Source organism: Myxococcus dinghuensis (assembly GCF_024198235.1).
GTDB classification, from domain to species: Bacteria; Myxococcota; Myxococcia; order Myxococcales; family Myxococcaceae; genus Myxococcus; species Myxococcus dinghuensis.
On record NZ_JAKCFB010000050.1, the window covers coordinates 39914 to 57943 of the forward strand.

The window sequence follows — 18030 nt, forward strand, 5'->3', positions numbered from 1 at the left end:
CGTGGACCTGTCCGGAGCGGGTGCCCGGCCGCCTAGCGGCGCTTGCCGTTCTTCGGGGCCGGCTTGGGCGGCGCCTTCTTGGGGGGCGGGGGGGGAGCCACCTTCTTGGGGGGCGTCACGGCCTTGGCCGGCACCGCCGCGGCCACCTTCGCGGGGGGCGGCGGGGTGGCCACCAGCGCCGGCAGGGGGGCGGTGGTGCCACCCGGCGGGGACTGCTTCAGCGTGTAGACGATGCGGCTGAGGGTGCAGGCCGCCCCGATGCAGCCCAGCGCGGGGGCCGGCGCGTCGCCGAACTGCTCCACCCACCCGGTGCCCAGGGCCAGGGGCTCGAAGACGGCCCGGCGGTCCTTGCCGGTGCCCATGAAGGCCTCCAGCCGGCCCTCGGCGTCCACCGCCAGCTCCAGCGGCAGCGGGTCCGCCTTCTTCGGCGCCTCCGTGCCCAGCATGGCGCCCCGGCGCTCGCCCAGCGCCCACTCCAGGCGCAGCGGCTCGCCCGGGCCGGTGTGCACCAGCGCCACGTAGCGCCCCTGGCTGCCCAACAGCAGCATGGACACCATGGGCGCGGGCGCCGGCTGGTACAGGTTGAACATGTCGCGCAGCCGGCGCTCCCACGTCTGGGGAGGCGGCTGGGCCAGCACGTGGCTGGTGAAGCTGAGGATGTCGCCGTCGCGCCGGGTGACGTCCACGCGCGCGCGGCCCACGGGGCGCTCGTCGTCCGTCCAGGGGAACACGAGCGCCTGCGCCTTCTCGTCGATGACCACGGGGCGCCCGGCGACCTGGAGGCTCTGCAGGTCCGGACCGTCGCCCAGCGTGTAGCTGCGGCGCTCCGGACGGCTCTCCTCGCGGCCCGGCATCATCTGCGTCTCGGGCTCGCCCAGGTACGTCATGATGGCCGCGCCCGGCGTCGACGGCCGCTCGCGCTGGCCGCTCAGCCACCACGCCGTGCCCAGCACGAACATGGCCGCCAGCACCAGCAGCACCGCCGCCGACTTGAGCGCGACGTGCACCACCTTCATGACGCCGCGCTTGATGCGCTGCAGCCGCGTGAGCTTCACCGGCGCCAGCGACGTCAGGCTGCCGGGGACGAGCAGCTCCAGGTCCGCGATGAGCGCCGCCACCGACGGGTAGCGGTCCTCCGGGTCCGGCTTGAGGCACTTGGTGACGATGGTGTCCAGCCGCGCGTCCAGCCCCGGCTTGCGCTGGGACGGCGGATCGAACGTGCCCAGCGGCACCTCGCCCGTCAGCCACTCGTAGAGGATGACGCCCAGCGAGAAGATGTCCGCGCGCGCGTCCGCGCTCTTCGCGTCCACCCGCTGCTCCGGCGCCATGTACGACAGCGTGCCCATGGACACGTGCGTGGAGGTGAGCGCGAAGCGCGACGAGGGGTTGGCGTCATCCAGGAACGACGCCAGGCCGAAGTCGGACACCTTGGCGATGCCGCCCGCCTGTTGATCCAGCAGGATGTTCTCCGGCTTCAGGTCGCGGTGGATGACGCCACGGCCGTGCGCGTACTCGATGGCCCGGCAGATCTCGACCATGCGCCGCAGCGCGCCGGGGATGTCGAGCTGCGGCGCGCGGATCAACTCGCGCAGCGACGCCCCGTCCACGAACTCCATCACCAGGTAGTACGTCGTCTCCGTCTTCCCCTTGTCGACGATGGAGACGATGTTCGGATGACTCAGCGCGGCGAGCGCGGCGGCTTCCTTCTGGAAGCGGGCGATGAAGGACGGGTCCTTGGCCAGCTCCGGGTTGAGCAGCTTCACCGCCACGGTGCGGCCGAGCGACAACTGGGTGGCCTTGTGGACCTCCCCCATGCCACCGGTGCCCACGAGCTTCTCGAGGCGGTAGCCGGTGATGAGGTCCGGGGAGCGGGGCCGGCTGATCGCCGTCGGGTCGATGGAGGACATGGCGGTGGACTGGGGGCCGCCAGGGTAGCAGCAAACGCCCGGTCGTGGTGTCCGGGCCCGCCGAGGGTCACCGCCACCCCCCCGGGCGACCAGTCAGGGGGACCTAGTGGCCGGACGCCGGGGCGCGGCCCACCGCGGCGCGCAGGCTGTTGCGGACCTGATCCAACGAGGAGCGCATCTGCCCGTGGCGCACCGACGCCGCCACCGCCCGTGACAGCGACTTCAGGAGCGACACCTCTTCCGGCTTCCACAGCCGCGCCTTGTGGCAGTCCTCGAACACCACCACGCCCCACCACTGCTGGCGGGAGGGGTTGATGGGGCACATCAGCGCCGACTGCGTCCCCTGCCGCTCCAGCAGATCGCGCATCATCGGCGGCGCGTCCCGGGTGGGGCACGCGACCACCATCCCCGCCTCGAGCATGTCCACCCAGCCCGGCGCGAAGTCCCGGAACGAGAAGGCGCGCAGCACGGGGTTGGCCAGGGGCGACGCCGTGGGGGGCTCCGCCCACGCGTAGCGCAGGTCCGTGATGAAGCGGCCGTACGTCTGCTGCGTCCGATTCTCGAAGATGTAGGCCCGGTCCACGCCCAGCGCGTGGCCCACCATCCCCAGGGCTTCGGTGGCGGTGCTCAGTCCCAGCCCCTTCTCCAACAGGAGCTTCGAGGCTTCAGACACCTTCGTGAAGGCTTCCACCATGGGCAACTCCAGGAAAACAAAGATTTCAAGTGGCGTCCCGTCAGTATCCGGAACGGTCTGTCATCCGCTGAAGTCGCATTAAGCTTGATTCTTGTGTTTCTGTCAAATCCCAGTTTTACTGAAAGTCAAGAGTGGGTGGACGCACCGTTGACCCGGGGCGGGGTGTAGATGACACGGGACCGCTTCCCAGTGGTATCGAGGATGGACGGAGTGTCCGGGTGTCGACAGACCCCTGAAATGCAACGAGGGCGCCCCCTTGGATGGGCGCCCTCGCGGCGGTGCTTCTATCCAGGCAAAACCTGTTTACTTGGTCTCGGCGGCCGTCTCGGCCTTGGGGGCCTCGGCCTTGGGGGCCTTCTTGCTGCCCTTCTTGGCGGACTTGGCCGGCTTGGCCTCGGCGGCGGGGGCCTCGGCGGCGGGAGCGGCCTCAGCGGCAGGAGCGGCCTCGGCGGGCTTGGCCTCGGCGGCCGGCTTGGTCTCGGCGGCGGCCGGGGCGGGGGTGTTGGCAAACGCGGTGGCGGCGGCGAGCAGGGCGGCGGCGAAGACAGTCTTCATGGAAAGCTCCGTTGAGGGGCACGGCGCGGAATTGCGCCGGATCTGCGCCCGGGGGCCTCAGCAGCGCGCGTGCCAGTGGGTGTCTCCGAGTGACATCTGCACGGGTGCGAGCGTCGCCTGGGGAGAAACTCCTCAGTTGACGCTCCAACATTGGGGGCTTGCTCCCCAGACGAGCGCTTGACGCTTTGACGATGCGCGTCGCTTTAAGCAAGCTGCGTGCGTTGGCGCGGCAGGAGGGAGCGAGCGTGCGGCACATCGCCGAGGGCTCGCGCGGCCGTGGCGCGAAAGAGACGGTGTATGCGGTCCCTGTGGTTCTCGACAGCGATGGCGTGGCTGGTGGCGGGGTGCGTGCGCATTCCCCCCGAGCGTCTCGAGGCCCAGGTGCTGGAGACCGAGCACTGGCGGCGCGAGTACGAGGCGCAGCGCGACCGCCTGGAGGTGGTGGCGGTGCGGCTGGCGGCGCTGGAGTCCGCCATCGAGCGGCTGCAGCAGGAGCGCGCGGAGGCGGAGCTGGGGCGCGCGGCGTTGTTGGAGGAGCTGGTGCGCACGGAGGCGGACCGGCACCTGCTGGAGGAGCACAACGCGCAGCTCCTGGCGCGCGAGCGGGAGCTGAACGAGCTGCGGGAGATGCACGAGCAGTTGTCGGACGTCTTCTATGAGTCCGCGCTGGAGCGGGCGCGGCGGCGGCTGCCGTCGGTGCGACAGCCGGACGCTCCCGCGGCAGGCGGAGGGACGGGGGCGCCGTAGGTTCGCGGGACAGGCTCGCGGCGACGGGGGACCGTGGTAGAGGACGAGGCCCTGGTGAGCACTCGCACGCCCATCCGCGGCTACCGTGCCGGCTTCTTCTTCGTGGTGGCCCTGCTGTCGGCCGTCACGGGCTTCACGTTGTGGACGGAGGTCCGCACGGGCGCGGAGGTGGACGTGCTCGTGCAGGAGGCGCTCAACCGCGCGGGCCTCATCGGGCGCATCCGCATCGACGCGCTGTCGCTGGAGTCCGCCATCGAGGCGCACATCCGCGCCACGGACGACTCGGAGCGCGAGGCCGCGGACGTGGTGATGGAGGAGATCCTCACGGACATCCGCCACGCGTCGGAGGCGTACACGCGCAACCTGCCGCCGGGTGACAAGGCGATGTGGGAGCGCTTCAACGCGGCCAGCCAGGGTCTGGCGCACCAGGTGCGCACGGCGGCGGTGTACTCGCAGCGGCGCGAGGCGGACCGGGCGCGGCGCCACCTGGCGGAGGGCATCCGCCCCTCGGCGACGCAGTTGGACGCGCTGGGCAGCGCGCTGGAGGAGGAGAACTCGGACGCGGCGCGCCGGATGCTGGCCACGCTGGGCGAGCTGCGCGTGCGCAACATGGCGCTGGGCTCGGGCACCACGGTGCTGGCGATGTTCCTGTCCCTGCTGGTGGGCTGGCACATCACCGCGCTGCTCAAGAAGCGCGACGCCACCATCCAGGGACAGCTGGAGGAGCTGGGGCGCCACAACCAGGAGCTGGACGCCTTCACGCGGCGCGTGGCGCACGACCTCATCAGTCCGCTGGCGCCGCTCAAGGGCTACCTGACGCTCATCCGCCGCACCGGCGCGGTCAAGGACGCGGGCGCGCTGGAGATGCTGGCGCAGTGCGAGTCGAGCGCGGTGCGCATGGGCGAGCTCATCGAGGCGCTCCTGCGCTTCTGCCGCGCCGGCACGCGCGGCGAGCACACGGTGGGCGAGCTGGACACGGCGGTGACGACGGTGCTGTTGGAGGTGGCGCAGACGGCCGTGGCGCAGAGCGTGGCGCTGGAGCGGGAGCTGGCGCCGGGCGTGGCGGTGGACTGCCCCGGACAGTTGTTGCAGGTCACCGCGCGCAACCTGCTCACCAACGCGGTGAAGTACACGGCGGGGCGGCCGGAGGCGAAGGTGTCCGTGCGGGTGTCCACCGAGGGCGTGGACGCGGTGCTGGTGGTGGAGGACAACGGCATCGGCATGGACGCCACGGCGCAGGCCTCGCTGTTCCAGCCCTTCTTCCGGGCGCCGGAGGTGCGCGCGCTGCCGGGACACGGCTTGGGGCTGGCCACCACGAAGCGCGTGGTGGAGGCGCATGGCGGGACGCTGACGGTGCGTTCCGAGGTAGGCAAGGGGACGCGGATGGTGGTGCGCTTCGCGCGCGTGACGCGGCCGGTGGCGGGGAGCTCCGCCGGTCCCGTGGATTCGTCCGGGGCTCCCTCGCTGCGCAAGGTGGCCTCGTGAGCTCTGCCCGCATCCTCGTCGTGGACGATGACCCCCAGGCGCGTGATCTGCTCCAGCGGTTGTTGGGGACGCTGGGCGCGGTGTCGCAGGCCCCGCACCCGAAGGCCGCCGCGGAGAAGCTGGCGGAGACGGCGTACGACCTGGTGCTGACGGACATGGCCATGCCGGAGCCGGGTGACGGGCTCAAGGTGCTCCAGGAGGTGAAGGCGCATCTGCCGGACACCCCCGTCATCGTGGTGACGGCGTTCGGCAACATCGAGGGCGCGCTGGACAGCATCCAACTGGGCGCCTTCGACTACCTGGCCAAGCCCTTCGACGTGGACGCCATCCTCCGCGTGGCGCGGCGCGCGCTGGAGCAGAAGCGGCTGGTGGAGGAGAACCGCTCCCTGCGCCAGCAGGTGGACCGCAGCGCGCTGGTGGGGCGCAGCCCGGCGCTCCTGGAGGTCTACAAGCAGGTGGCGCGCGCGGCGGCCAGCAACGTGCCGGTGCTCATCACCGGGGAGACGGGCACGGGCAAGGAGATGGTGGCGCGGGCGCTGCACAAGCGCTCGCCGCGTGCGTCCGGTTCGTTCATCCCCGTGGACTGCGGCGCCATCACCGAGTCGCTGATGGAGAGCGAGCTGTTCGGCCACGCGAAGGGCAGCTTCACCGGCGCGTCGGGCGCGCGGCGGGGCGTGTTCGAGGAGGCCAACGGCGGCACGCTGTTCCTGGACGAGATTGGCGACGTGGGGATGAAGGTCCAGTCGCAGCTCCTGCGCGTGCTCCAGGAGGGAGAGATCCGCCGCGTGGGCGAGAGCGTCCCGGTGAAGGTGGACGCGCGCGTGGTGGCGGCGACGAACAAGGACTTGAAGGAGCGGGTGGCGGAGGGGCTGTTCCGCGAGGACCTGCTCTACCGGTTGGACGTGGTGCACCTGCACCTGCCGCCGGTGCGCGAGCGGCGCGAGGACATCCCCTCGCTGGTGCAGCACTTCGCGGCGCGACACGCGCGGGGCGGGGTGAGCCCGGTGGTGACGCCGGAGGCGATGTCGCGGCTGACGGCCTACGACTGGCCGGGCAACGTGCGGCAGTTGGAGAACGTGGTGGCGCGCGCGCTGGCGCTCAACGTGACGGGCGTGCTCGGGCCGCAGGACTTCCCGGAGCCCATCGGCGACGCGCCCAAGCGCCTCACGGGGCTTGCTGGGGACATGCCCAGCCTCGCGGAGCTGTCGCGGCGCTACGCCGCGCACGTGCTCCAGGCCGTGGGCGGCAACAAGAGCGAGGCGGCGCGCCTGCTCGATGTGGACCGCAAGACGCTCTACAAGCTGTTGGAGGCGTCCGGGGCGGAGACGCCGGAGTCGTAGCGACTCCGCCCGGGCGCGCGCGGAGGGCTCCTCGTCAGGGGCAGGAGTCGAGGCTCGTGCGCTCTTCCTTCCACGTGGTGAAGGGGCGCTGCGACTCGTTGCTCACATCCGAGAAGCGGTTCAGGTCGCACGCATGGTCGATGCTGCCGGGCGTGCCTCCTTGGCGGTTGAGCGCGCTCAGCACCTCCACCACGTCATGGTGTTTGGGGTTCGGGTTCTGCCGGAAGACCAACTCGAAGCCGTCGGGCAGCACGTTCACCCGCTCGACCGGGACATGGAATCGGCAGGAGCCCCCCGTCGCGCTCGCCGCGTCCGCCACGCAGGCGAAATCGCTCGCGCGGAAGTCGCTGAGCCACGCATCCGTCTCCGCGTCGGGCACCTTCAGTTCACCCAGGGCCAGCGCCGGGCGGAGCACGTTCTTGACGGTCTCCGTCAGGCACTTCGTTGCCTCCACGCCCGGAGCCGAGGACGTGGCGTTGCACGGGGTGGGAGGACCTCCGCAGACCCCCTGTCCCGTGGGGCAGTCATGCCCGACGAGGAGTTTCCCAGGCAAGGACTGGGTCAGGCGCTCGTTGAGGTTGCGAGCGATTGTTTCGGGGACACGGGTGCCGAGCGCATCGCCGAGGCCATCCTCGATGTCGGTGTTGTCGGACTCCACCCTGCGGGAGCCGAGCGGCACGACCTTGACCGTGTGGGGGACCTGCGAACCGGTCTCCACCTCGAGGCCGTATTGCTGGAAGAAGGCGACCCGCTCATCCGAGAAGACGGACACGTCCAGGGTATAGAAACCATAGAGCGCGAACCCATCACTCGGCGCCCATGTCCCCTGGGCGCGTTGGAAGGTGGGGTAGAGACCGGTCACGTCGCGGACGGCCTTGTCGACGCCGGTGTGCCCCAGTGCCTCGCAGGCGAACTCCTTGAACAAGGATTGCCCCAGGGTCGTGAAGAGTTGGTTCCAGGGCTCGAACACGGAGCACTGGCCATGGTCGTAGACGCGCAGCGTCTGGGCGGCGAGGTCCCCGGCGCTCAAGGGGTAGTCATGGCTGAAGCCCGTGAACTCGAAGCCGTGTCCAGAGAGGTCCGTCTGGCTGGCGAAGACCTGGTCCTGGAAGTCTTGCATCGGCTCGGGGTCAGCCGCGCTCCCCGCGCTCGAGACCCCCAGTGCGGTCAGGCTCGCCGTGCGGGCTTCCGCGTCCGCGCGGAAGAACAACGCCTCGACGAAGGCGGGGGGACGCGGGTCCTTCAATCCGAGCTGGATGTGTAGCTTCGTCGAGCCCTGGAGCGCGGAGGTCAATCCCTGCTCGGGGCCCATGCTCATTCCACCCGGGCGCCAGGGCTGGTCCCACTTCTTCCCTCCTTTCGCATCGAGCAGGGTGATGCGCGTGTCGTCCGGCGCGGTGGTCTGTGTCGGGTCGCAGGCCGCCAGCATCGCGATGAACAGCCAGCACAGGGGGCCCGCGCGAAGCGCGGTCCGGGGACGGGTTTCCATGGTCCTTGCCTTTCATGAGGAGTGAATGGAAGGGCGCGGTCGCTGGGGCCTCGCCGCTTCCATGGCAGGGACGACGCGCGGAAAAGTTCTTCCCCGCGGGAAGAAATCCAGACGTCCGTCGTCACCTCGCGCGAAGCCCGTGGACGAGGGACCGTGCCTTGACCTCCCAGACGATGACATGCCAGCTTTCCCGCGACATGCCGGTCGTCGCGCGCCCACGGGCCGAGGCACCTGCTGCCCTCCTGGCGCTCCTGAAGACTGCGGAGTCATCCCTCTACGCGACCGCGCTGCGGCTGTGCCGCAATCCCTCGCTCGCGCGAGACCTGGTGCAGGACACCTTCGAGCGCGCGCTCCAGAAGCAAACCCAGTTCGCCCAGGTCGAGAACGGGCGCGCCTGGTTGGGCGCCATCCTCCACAATCGCTTCATCGACCACTGTCGGGTCCGCGCGCGTGAGGCGGCAGAACCCCTGGATGCCGCCGCGCACGCGGTGGGCGACGTGTCTCCCATTGAAGAAGCCTGGGCGCGTGTGGGGCCGGAGGAACTCGAGGCGGCGCTCGCCCGCATGGAGCCCGGGTTCCGCGACGTCTGTCGGATGCACGGCCTGGAGCGCCGTTCGTACAAGGAAATCTCCCTGGCCCTGGGGATTCCCATCAACACCGTGGGCTCACGTATCAGCCGGGCGAAGGCGCGGCTGCGGGCCATGCTCCTGGGGCGGCCGGAGGACGAGGGATGAGTGCTCCATGTGAAAGCCTCGATGCCTTCGTCGCGGGCGCACTCGGCGAGCGGGAAGCGGTGGCCTTCGAGGCGCACCTGGGAGGTTGCGCCGCCTGCCAGTCGAGACTCCACGAGGCCATCCAACTGGACCTCGTCTTCCAGGAAGCCGCCGCGCGCGACCAGAAGGTGGTGTCGCGCCCCCACCGCTTCTTTCGACGGGAGCGTGTCGCCCTCCTGGTGCTCGCGGCTTCGGTGTTGTTCGTCCTCGGGGCGGCGCGCGTGCTCCGTTCGCGCGCGCCGGCGGAGGAGCCGGTGTCGCTCGCGTTGGGCCCGTCGAGAACCCTCGAGGCGCGACTGACGCACGCGCTGGCGGAGGCGCACCGTCCCTATGTGGTGGACCGCGCCCTCGGTCAACGTCAACCCGAGGCCATTCCGGCCAGGGCACTCGCGCTGCTGGAGGCGCGGGCGGACGTGCATGGCCTCGCCACCGCCTATCTCCTGCAGGGCGCGACCGCGCGCGCGGAGGCGCTGCTGACCACGGCCGGTACCTCTGTGGCGCTGGAGAGCGACCGCGCCGTGATCGCGATGGAGCGCGGCGCATGGAATGACGCGCTGGGCTTGTTCGAGGGGGTTCTCGCGGTGGAGCCCGAACACCCGCAGGCCGCGTGGAATCGCGCGCTCGTGCTGGGGGAGTTGGGGCTTCCCCTGCTCGCGGCGCGGTCATTCGACGCGGTCGCCGCCCGGGGCGAGCCAGGCTGGGCGGACGAGGCACGTCAGCGCGCCGCCGCGCTTCGGCGGGACGAGGACACCCGTCAGCGTGATTGGAAGGAGGCATATCGCCTGGGTCGGGAGATGGTGAAGGGCGGCGCGCCGTTGCCGCCCTCCCTGGCGCGGGCCCACCCGGGAGTCTCCCGGTTGTTGCTGTATGACGCCGTCCGGGCCGCTGACTCGGCGGCCCGGGTGAGGGGGCTGCTGCCGCTCGCGGCGGAGCTGGACTCGGTCCAGGGCGGGACGGTGCTCACGGGCTACGTGGAGCGGGTGGCGAGCGCGGCCTTCTCCTCGCGAGGCCCCGTGGCGCGTGGGTATGCCGCCCTCGTGGTCGAGGACGTGGTGCCCGACCCGAGCGTCGCGAAGTCCCTCCTGCGCAGGGCCGAGGTCGCGGGGCAGGAGGACATCGTCCTGGGGGTGTTGTATCGCGCGGGGCTCGTCGGAGCCCATCTCGAGACCTACTCGCGCCTCGCCGAACGCACGGGCGACCCCTGGTTCCAGGCGCTGGCCGCGCACGAGCGGGCGCTCGCACTGTTTCGCGGGGGGGACGTGTCGCGGGCGGAGGGGGTGCTGACGCGTGCGCTCACCGCGTGCTCCGAGTCGCGGGTGTTCTATCGGTGCGGACTGCTCGAACTGGAGCTCTCCAAGCTCTATACCTGGACCCATCGGCTCGACGCGGCCCGTACGCACGCGCTGGCGGGCCTCCGGCTGGCACGTACGGGAAACGAGTGGGTGCAGGAGGGGCTGCTGCTGTCACGCCTCGGCGAGACGGCGCGTTTCCAAGAGGTCTTTCCCCTGGCGCGTGCCTATCTGCGGGAGTCGCTCCTGCGAAACCCCGATGACTGTGGCAGCCAGAACTATGTCCACGAGATCCTCGCGAGCATCGCGTTGAGCGAGCTGGACCCGGTGACGGGCGAGCGGGAGATGGCCCTGGCTCCGACGTGTGGCGTGCCCGTGTCACTGCATGGCGCGTTCGTGCTCGCGGACCTCGTGCGCCATGGGGCGCGGCCGCAGACCGAGGCTCGTTTCCAGGAGTCTCTCGCCGAACTGCGGGCGCGCACGGACCTGGATGTCGCCGACCGCGCCCTGCTCGACCACATCGAGGGGCGTGTCGTCATCGAGCGGACGCGAGACCTGGGACGCGCGCTCCTGCTGCGGTCGGTGGAGGCCACCGAGGGGCTGCCAGGTGCCTTCGTCTCCGGCCACAAGGCCCGCACCTTCAGCCTGGCGGTGCTGGCCATCGACGCGGTCAGGAGCGAGGAGCCGACGCGGGCGCTCGAGTTCATGGGGCGTCAGGTCGGGTTGCCCGTGCCGGAGCAGTGTGTGCTGGCGGTGACGATGGATGACGAGCGCGTGGCGCTCGCCGCGCGAGGGCCGGATGGGCGCGCGGTGGGGTGGCTCCGCACGCTCACGACCCGGACCCCGCGGGCCGAGGGCCTGGTTCCGGAAGGGTTGTCGCGGGCACTGGAGGGATGCGAGCAGGTCCAGGTCCTCGCGCCTCCGCCGCTGCAGGGAATGCCCCGGCTGCTTCCCGAGCGCATCGCCTGGAGCTATCGCCTCTCCCCGGTGCGCGCGCTCCCGCCCTTGGGACGTGGACGCAGCGTCGTGGTGTCCTCGGTGCAGGCGCCCGCGTCCTTGGGGCTTGCTCCGCTCGCGAGCTGGCGCGGCAGCGGGCCGGCACCGGACGTGGCGCTGAAGGGCGCGGAGGCCACGCCCGGCCGGGTGCTGACGGAGATTCGCGACGCCGGCCTCATCGAATTCCACGTCCACGGACTGGAGGGGGTGGAGCATCCGGACGCGTCCGTGCTCGTCCTGTCACCAGCACCGGACGGGCGCTATCTGCTCAGCGCGGAAGACATCCGGGGTCAGCGGTTGAGTGGGGCGCCCCTGGTGGTCCTGGGGGCATGTCACGCGTCGCGCGGCGCCTCGATGCCGCACGCGACCTGGAGCTTGCCCTCCGCCTTCCTGGCCTCCGGGGCGAGCGTGGTCCTCGCCTCCGCTTCGCTCGTCCAGGACGCGGAGGCTCCCGCCTTCTTCGCCGCGGTCGTCGGTCGGATTCGCGCGGGAGCGCCTCCCGCGCTCGCCCTTCGGGAGGAACGCATGCGCTGGCTGACCGCATCGTCGGGGAGCTGGGTGCGGGATGTGTTGCTCTTTGAGTAGGCAGGCGGAACTCCACGAGGAGGGGAACGATGAGGCTGCTCGATGCGGTGGTGGTGCTGTCGTTGTCCATGACGATGGGGCAGGGGGGCGAGAGGAAGCCGGTCACCCCCATCGCGGTGCGTGTCGACAACTCCATGCTGCGCGTCCTGGCCGGATGGGAGGGGGCGGCCCCTGTCTGGCCTCGCACCGTCGAACGCCCGGTGGCCGTGGTGGTCCTGGACGACACGGCGACGGGTCCTGCGGCGCCCTTCGCCGTCTACGGCGTCGACGCGGGGCGCTCCACCCTCGTCTTCTCGATGACGGGGCGCACGGCGGAGCAGCTCAGCGCCTTCATCCAACGGCTGCCCGCCAATGCCCAGGTGGTCATCCGGAATCGGCGGGAGCTGCGCCAACTCGCGGTGTTGATGTCGGGCGTGGGGCAAGCGCTTGATAATGGAGGGCAGACCACCATCAACAAGCCGACCGGCACTCCTCCTACCCCGCCGATTGGCGACGAGCGGCTGGCCAAGGTTCTCCGCCCGCAGTTCAGCGACATGACGGAGGCCATTCGCGTCACGCTGCGTGTCCTCGCGCAGCCGTGAAACGTGGGCCTGGGGACAGGGGCTGGTGAACAGGGGAGCGACCGTCCCGAAGAGAGGGGCTTGTCTCGGAAGGGTGGGGACTCCCAGACTTCCGGGCCGTGAACGCCCGTGCCCTGACGACGCTCTCCCTCTTCGTTGCCGCCACCCAGGTAGCCTGTGTCTCGCAACAGCTTGGCCGAGAGGAGGCCTCCGTGGACGAGCCTGGGCCCCCGGCGCGGTGGTGGCACCGCAGCGCGCGGGAACATGACTTCGAGCGATTCCTGCGCGAGGGCACGGCGCTGGCCCAGGACGGCGCGCTGGTGCTGGACGCTTCGGCGCCCACGGGTTCGGAGCCTGTCCCCGCGGGTCGGAACGAGGATGGGAGCACGCGCTACCACGAGGCCTCCTATCGCCTCGGCAAGGCCGTCTCGGAGGTGCAACCGGTGCCGGGCGGCTTCACCAGCGTGGTGCCGTCCTTCGACGCGCTGACGCCTCCGGGGACCTGGGTGAAGGTGACGCTCGCGGCGCGCATCGAGGGCGCGTGGACGAAGGACTACGAACTGGGGGTGTGGGCCTTCGACAAGGCGCCGGTGGCGCGGCACAGCGTGGATGGGCAGGGGGACGCGAACGGGCAGGTGTTCACCGACACGCTCAACCTGAAGCGGCGCGCGGAGGCGCTGCGGATGACGGTGTGGTTGTTCTCGTCCCAGGCCGATGCCTCGCCTCGTGTGCGGGCGCTGTCGGCGGCGGTGAGCGACAAGCAGGGCGTCGCCGCGGACGCGGTGTCGGACGGGACGGCGTGGGGCACGGTGCTGCCGGTGCCGGGGTTCTCACAGATGCTGTATCCGGACGGGGGGCCCGTGTGGTGCTCGCCCACGTCCACCACGATGCTGCTCGGGTACTGGGGGCAGAAGCTCGGGCGGACGGAGCTGTCGACCACGGTGCCCTCGTCCGCGGACCGCACGTATGACTGGGTCTACAAGGGCACGGGCAACTGGGCCTTCAACACCGCGTATGCCTCCGCCATGGGCGACGGCGCGCTGCACGGCGCGGTGCTGCGCCTGGATGGCTTCGCGCAGGTGGAGCGGCTCATCGCCGCCGGGGTGCCCGTCAGCATCAGCATTGCCTACGAGGAGGGCGAGCTGACCGGCTCTCCCGTGCGCAGCTCGGACGGTCACCTCATCGTGTTGAAGGGCTTCACGGCGACGGGAGACGTCGTGTGCAACGACCCCGCGTTCAAGACGGACGAGACGGTGGACGTCACCTACAAGCGGGACGAGCTGTGGCGCGCGTGGCAGCACTCGCGAGGCGCGGCGTACGTGCTCTGGCCCGCGGGCACGACGCTCCCGCCGGAGTTCATCGGCCAGTTGCGCTGAGGGCGTGCGCCGCGACGATGTGACATGTCTCATCGTGAAACATGATGCGGGGAACCCGCACTCCGGGGATGGCGTGGCGCTCGTATTCCGGTGCATGTGACATCCACCGTCGACACCGCACGGATTACGCACCCGACCGGAGTCATCCCCACCTCAGCCGACGTTGAGCGGTCGGGCGTGCAGTCGTTAGCCTGCGATGCACATGCGACGTTGGCTTCGGCTCGCTCTGCTCCTGCCTGGATTCGCCTGCACTCCTTCGCCGACGACGGAGGAACCGCACCGCCCGGCCGGGGGCGCGGACGCGAGGCTCACCGGAGCCACTCCGGATGCCTCCGGCGTGGTCATGAAGACTTCCATCGATACGGGGGCGGCGACCGCGACCGGTGATGCCGCGCCTCCCTCCGGTGCCGGAATGAACGCGGCGGGCGGCGTCGCGGCCCGTCCCGGAGCGGGCGGCTCGGAAGCGGCGACCGCGCCGGACGTCGCAGGGAGTCTTGTTGGAGCGACTCAAGCGGGAGTGGCGGCTGCACGGGGTGAGGGCATGACCCCCTCTGGGCCGGGCGGAGCGGAAGCAGCGACCGCTCCGAACGGGAGCACGGCTCTCGCGGGAACAGGGCGAACAGGCGCGGTCGAGACGCTCGGTGCCTCGGGACTCGTGGACCCTGTTCGCGTGGACGTGGCGGGTTCCGCGCAGGACTCGGGTACTGCCTCGGCGTCATCTCCAGAGGGCGCGGTCGACGTCGCCACTATCGCCCGCGACGGGGGCATCATCGCGGGCGTCACGACCGAAGGGGACCTGCACGCCGCCTGGGAGCGCACGGCGCCGGAGCCGGACGCGGGGACCACCCGACCCGTGGCGTCACGGGGGGCACAGGCGCGCGACCCGGAAGGCGGCGCGCCCTCGCTCTCCATCGACCCCGCGCTCAGCGCCACGCCCAAGCGCGAGCGCGACGAGGACCCCCTCGAGGACGACGAGCCCGAGGCCGAGCCACTCCCCGCCGAGGAACTCGTGGTCATCCCGGACCGCCGGAACCCGGGAGCCGAGCTGGTCCTCGGCCCCGACGGCGAGCCGCTCGAGGACACGAGCTTCGTGCTCGACGACCCCTCGCTCGAAGACGAGGACGCACCGGAGCCCGGGACGGCCCGGACCGTCGACGCGGGCACCGAGCCCGTCGCCGTGCCCTATGCCCCGGATGCGGGCTCGCTGCGGGTGCGGCGCTCCATCGCGGTGCGCTCCGCCCCGAGGCAGAACGCGCCCCCGTTGGGCACCGTGGCCCAGGACATGCGCGTGCTGTGGAAGGGCGAGACGGCCATGCGCGGCCCGGAGTGCGAGGCCTGGGTGGAGATCCAACCGCGCGGCTGGGTCTGTGAGCGCTACCTGGAGCCCAACTTCCGCGAGCCTCGCGTGCGGGACCTGCCCCGGCTGCGCGAGGGTGAGCTGACGCCGGGCACCTACGCGCGTGTCGTGGGCAAGCGCGTGCGCGCCTATCCGAGCCTCGCCCTGGCGCGCGCGAAGCGGAAGGGCGTGCTGCTCAAGGGCTCGGTGACGGTGAAGCTGCGCGGACAGGTGCGCGTGGGGCGCCGCACCTTCTGGCGCACGGCGGATGGCCAGTATCTGGAGGCCCGCGTCCTGCGCGAGTACCGCCCCTCCTCGTTCGTCGGCGTCGACGCCGAGGCGATGTCGGAGCTGTCCACGCCCTTCGCCTGGGCCCAATCGCGCAAGCGGCCCTCGGCGCCCGTGGAGGTGAAGGTGGCGCCCGACGCGAACGCCGCGCGCGAGACGGTGCTGCCCCCGCGCACGCTCGTCGCCGTGCGAGAGCTGTCCCCGGACGGACGCTGGGTGCTCATCGCGGAGGACCACTGGGTGTCGCGCGAGGACCTGCACGTGGCCTGGTTCACCCACGCGCCGCCGGGCGTCGAGTCCGGGGAGCGGTGGTTCGACGTGGACCTGGACGCGCAGGTGCTCGTCGCCTACGAGGGCGAGCGCCCGGTGTACGCCACGCTCATCTCCTCCGGGAAGCCCGGCACCGACACGCCCGAGGGCCTCTACCGCGTGTGGATCAAATTCGCCGAGGCGGACATGACCGGCAACGGCACCGCCGGCAACGAGACCTACCGCGTGGCCACCGTGCCCTGGACCATGTTCTTCCAGGACGACTACGCGCTGCACACCGCCTACTGGCACGACCGGTTCGGCGAGCCGATGAGCCACGGCTGCATCAACCTGTCGCCCCGGGACGCGCGCATCCTCTACGGCTGGGCCGCGCCGGAGGTGCCCACGGGCTGGTCCATGGTCAACGCGACGGCGGACGCGCCCGGCTCCTTCGTGCGCATCCGGGGACAGGCGCGTGTCACCACCCCGGAGCGCAAGGAACGCAAGGTCCGCGTCGCCAGCTCACGCGCGGCGCGTTGAGCCGCCGTCAGCCCACCACCGACACGGTGACGCGTCGGCGGTGGGGCGAGGTGCGGTGCTCCCAGACGTAGACGCCCTGCCACGTCCCCAGGTCCGCCGCGCCATCCTTCACGGGGATGTTGAGCGAGTTCTGCGTGAGCACCGTGCGCACGTGCGCGGGCATGTCGTCGGGCCCCTCGGCGTCGTGGACGAAGAGCGGGTCTCCGTCCTTCACCAGCCGGGAGAAGAAGGACTCCAGGTCGCGACGCACGTCCGGGTCCGCGTTCTCGCACAGCAGCAGGGACGCGCTGGTGTGGTGGAGGAACACGGTGCACAGGCCCTGCCGCGCGCCGAGGTCCGCCACCACCCGCTGCACCTCCCCGGTGATGTCCGTGAAGCCGCGCCCCTTCGTCGACACCGTGAAGTCCTTCGCCTGGTACATGTCTCAGCGCCCTTCCAGCCGCGCCTTCAGGAAGGCGGCCATCCGTTCCAGCTCCTCGGTGACGATGGTGTGTGGCCCGTCGAACGGCAGGAAGTCCACGGACAGCCCCGACTCCACCAGCACGTCACGCAGGCGCTCGGCGCCCCGGAAGGGCAGCACGTCGTCGTGGCGACCGTGGCCCTGGAACACCGGCAGCTCCTTGCGGGCCGCCGCCTTCTGTCGCCACTCGTGCTCCGACGTCAACGTGCCCGACAGGATGCACAGCCCCGCCGGACGTTCGTCCAGTCGCAGCGCCACGTCGGTGGTCACCATGCCGCCCTGGCTGAAGCCGCCCAGGACGATGCGCCCGTAGGGGAGCTTCGTCGCCGCGGACAGCGCGTCCACCGTGGACATGACGGCGCGGCGCGCGGCCGGCAGCCCGTCCGGGACGTTCTGCGCGTACGCGTCCCAGTCCCGCATCTGCCCGCGCATGATGGACTCGGGCAGGTGGAACCAGGCGCGCCCCATGGGCATGCCCCACTGGGCCAGGGACAGCGGCGCGCCCGGGAAGACGAAGCGCACCCGCTCCAACAGCGACTCCTCCAACCCCACCAGCTCCGGCGCCAGCGACACCAGGTCCGTGGCCGGAGCGCCGAAGCCGTGGCAGAGCACCACCAGCAGCTCCGGCGTGGCGCCGTCCGCGAGCCCGTCCACCACCTGGCACTCGAGCTCGCCCAGCCGCGTGACGACGCGGCGGAGCTGACGGCCACCGCCCATCACTTCGCGCCGCCTTCGGGCGCGTCCGCGAGGACGATCTTCTGGATGACCACCGGCGACACCGGCCGGTCGCTCGGGTCCGTCTGGACGTTGGAGATCTTCTCCACCACGTCATAGCCCTTCACCACCTCACCGAAGATGGTGTGCTTGTTGTTGAGGTACTCGGGCGTGGACGTGGTGATGAAGAACTGGCTGCCGTTGGTGTTGCGGCCCGCGTTGGCCATGGCCAGCAGGCCCACCTTGTTGAACGTCCGGCCGCTCTGGAACTCGTCCTCGAAGCGGTAGCCCGGGTCGCCACGGCCCGTGCCGGTGGGGTCGCCACCCTGAATCATGAAGTTCGGAATCACGCGGTGGAAGACGACGCCGTCGTAGAGCGGCTTGCCCGTCACGCGCTCGCCGCTGCGCGGGTCCGTCCACGGCTTCTCGCCCGTGGCCAGGCCCACGAAGTTGGCCACCGTCTTCGGCGCGTCCTTGGCGAACAGGCGCACGGTGATGGGGCCCTGGTTGGTCTCCAGCGTGGCCAGCAGGTCCTGTCCGGCCACCGCCTTCTTCGTCCACTCACCCGTGGCCTCGGCCGTGGCGGCGGGCGGCGCGGCGGCGGGCGCGGGCGGCTTCTGCGCGGGCGCGGCGGCGGGCGGCGGGGT

15 protein-coding genes are annotated in these 18030 nt (G+C 71.2%); 8 read left to right on the top strand and 7 right to left on the bottom strand.

What is annotated here, in order from left to right:
- Nucleotides 1-32 precede the first annotated feature (32 nt).
- The 3 genes from LZ198_RS37595 to LZ198_RS37605 all read right to left on the bottom strand — a co-directional run bounded on the left by LZ198_RS37595 (nucleotide 33) and on the right by LZ198_RS37605 (nucleotide 3156).
- Nucleotides 33-1907, bottom strand: coding sequence for a serine/threonine-protein kinase (locus LZ198_RS37595; protein ID WP_253976970.1), 1875 nt, complete (start codon nucleotides 1905-1907; stop codon nucleotides 33-35).
- Nucleotides 1908-2010: 103 nt separating this feature from the next.
- Nucleotides 2011-2601, bottom strand: a complete 591-nt coding sequence (locus tag LZ198_RS37600; RefSeq protein ID WP_253976971.1) for a GAF domain-containing protein — start codon at nucleotides 2599-2601, stop codon at nucleotides 2011-2013.
- A gap of 303 nt (nucleotides 2602-2904) precedes the next feature.
- Nucleotides 2905-3156, bottom strand: a complete 252-nt coding sequence (locus LZ198_RS37605) for a hypothetical protein (RefSeq protein ID WP_253976972.1) — start codon at nucleotides 3154-3156, stop codon at nucleotides 2905-2907.
- A gap of 297 nt (nucleotides 3157-3453) precedes the next feature.
- Here LZ198_RS37605 and LZ198_RS37610 point away from each other — a divergent pair, with 297 nt between their 5' ends.
- Genes LZ198_RS37610 through LZ198_RS37620 form a run of 3 tightly spaced genes read left to right on the top strand, consistent with a single transcriptional unit; the run spans nucleotide 3454 to nucleotide 6728 of the window.
- Complete coding sequence (locus tag LZ198_RS37610; protein ID WP_253976973.1) at nucleotides 3454-3903, top strand: hypothetical protein; 450 nt, start codon at nucleotides 3454-3456, stop codon at nucleotides 3901-3903.
- A 51-nt stretch (nucleotides 3904-3954) separates the two neighbouring features.
- Entirely contained in the window at nucleotides 3955-5388 is a 1434-nt protein-coding gene (locus LZ198_RS37615; RefSeq protein ID WP_253976984.1) for a sensor histidine kinase, read from the top strand.
- Nucleotides 5385-6728, top strand: coding sequence for a sigma-54-dependent transcriptional regulator (locus tag LZ198_RS37620; RefSeq protein ID WP_253976974.1), 1344 nt, complete (start codon nucleotides 5385-5387; stop codon nucleotides 6726-6728). The genes LZ198_RS37615 and LZ198_RS37620 overlap by 4 nt, the downstream gene beginning before the upstream one ends.
- Before the next feature lie 34 nt (nucleotides 6729-6762).
- On the opposite strand, the gene LZ198_RS37625 is transcribed toward LZ198_RS37620, so the two are convergent.
- Entirely contained in the window at nucleotides 6763-8217 is a 1455-nt protein-coding gene (locus tag LZ198_RS37625) for a hypothetical protein (RefSeq protein WP_253976975.1), read from the bottom strand.
- Between the two features lie 197 nt (nucleotides 8218-8414).
- On the opposite strand from LZ198_RS37625, the gene LZ198_RS37630 reads away from it, so the two are divergent.
- The 5 genes from LZ198_RS37630 (at nucleotide 8415) to LZ198_RS37650 (ending at nucleotide 16209) form a co-directional block, all read left to right on the top strand.
- Entirely contained in the window at nucleotides 8415-8951 is a 537-nt protein-coding gene (locus LZ198_RS37630) for an RNA polymerase sigma factor (protein ID WP_253976976.1), read from the top strand.
- Nucleotides 8948-11860 (top strand): CHAT domain-containing protein, encoded by a 2913-nt coding sequence (locus LZ198_RS37635; protein ID WP_253976977.1) that lies wholly within the window; start codon nucleotides 8948-8950, stop codon nucleotides 11858-11860. The genes LZ198_RS37630 and LZ198_RS37635 overlap by 4 nt, the downstream gene beginning before the upstream one ends.
- A 29-nt stretch (nucleotides 11861-11889) precedes the next feature.
- A complete protein-coding gene (locus tag LZ198_RS37640) occupies nucleotides 11890-12441 on the top strand; it encodes a hypothetical protein (RefSeq protein ID WP_253976978.1) in 552 nt (183 codons plus the stop codon).
- Nucleotides 12442-12632: 191 nt separating this feature from the next.
- Nucleotides 12633-13796, top strand: coding sequence for a C39 family peptidase (locus tag LZ198_RS37645; protein ID WP_253976979.1), 1164 nt, complete (start codon nucleotides 12633-12635; stop codon nucleotides 13794-13796).
- A 796-nt stretch (nucleotides 13797-14592) separates the two neighbouring features.
- On the top strand, nucleotides 14593-16209 hold the full coding sequence (locus tag LZ198_RS37650) for a L,D-transpeptidase family protein (protein WP_407667499.1): 1617 nt from the start codon (nucleotides 14593-14595) through the stop codon (nucleotides 16207-16209).
- Between the two features lie 7 nt (nucleotides 16210-16216).
- Here the strand turns inward: LZ198_RS37650 and LZ198_RS37655 are convergent, their stop codons facing one another.
- The 3 genes from LZ198_RS37655 to LZ198_RS37665 form a co-directional block, all read right to left on the bottom strand.
- On the bottom strand, nucleotides 16217-16630 hold the full coding sequence (locus LZ198_RS37655) for a secondary thiamine-phosphate synthase enzyme YjbQ (protein ID WP_253976981.1): 414 nt from the start codon (nucleotides 16628-16630) through the stop codon (nucleotides 16217-16219).
- Between the two features lie 3 nt (nucleotides 16631-16633).
- Complete coding sequence (locus LZ198_RS37660; RefSeq protein ID WP_253976982.1) at nucleotides 16634-17386, bottom strand: alpha/beta hydrolase; 753 nt, start codon at nucleotides 17384-17386, stop codon at nucleotides 16634-16636.
- Nucleotides 17386-18030, bottom strand: a 645-nt coding sequence (locus LZ198_RS37665; protein WP_253976983.1) for a peptidylprolyl isomerase, incomplete at its 5' end; no start/stop codon positions are given. The genes LZ198_RS37660 and LZ198_RS37665, both read right to left, overlap by 1 nt.

What these genes read in the sequence shown, in the direction of transcription:
- LZ198_RS37595 (WP_253976970.1), bottom strand. Translation starts at nt 1,907, where the DNA reads ATGTCCTCCATCGACCCGACGGCGATCAGCCGGCCCCGCTCCCCGGAC.
- LZ198_RS37600 (WP_253976971.1), bottom strand. Translation starts at nt 2,601, where the DNA reads ATGGTGGAAGCCTTCACGAAGGTGTCTGAAGCCTCGAAGCTCCTGTTG.
- LZ198_RS37605 (WP_253976972.1), bottom strand. Translation starts at nt 3,156, where the DNA reads ATGAAGACTGTCTTCGCCGCCGCCCTGCTCGCCGCCGCCACCGCGTTT.
- LZ198_RS37610 (WP_253976973.1), top strand. Translation starts at nt 3,454, where the DNA reads ATGCGGTCCCTGTGGTTCTCGACAGCGATGGCGTGGCTGGTGGCGGGG.
- LZ198_RS37625 (WP_253976975.1), bottom strand. Translation starts at nt 8,217, where the DNA reads ATGGAAACCCGTCCCCGGACCGCGCTTCGCGCGGGCCCCCTGTGCTGG.
- LZ198_RS37630 (WP_253976976.1), top strand. Translation starts at nt 8,415, where the DNA reads ATGCCGGTCGTCGCGCGCCCACGGGCCGAGGCACCTGCTGCCCTCCTG.
- LZ198_RS37635 (WP_253976977.1), top strand. Translation starts at nt 8,948, where the DNA reads ATGAGTGCTCCATGTGAAAGCCTCGATGCCTTCGTCGCGGGCGCACTC.
- LZ198_RS37640 (WP_253976978.1), top strand. Translation starts at nt 11,890, where the DNA reads ATGAGGCTGCTCGATGCGGTGGTGGTGCTGTCGTTGTCCATGACGATG.
- LZ198_RS37655 (WP_253976981.1), bottom strand. Translation starts at nt 16,630, where the DNA reads ATGTACCAGGCGAAGGACTTCACGGTGTCGACGAAGGGGCGCGGCTTC.
- LZ198_RS37660 (WP_253976982.1), bottom strand. Translation starts at nt 17,386, where the DNA reads ATGGGCGGTGGCCGTCAGCTCCGCCGCGTCGTCACGCGGCTGGGCGAG.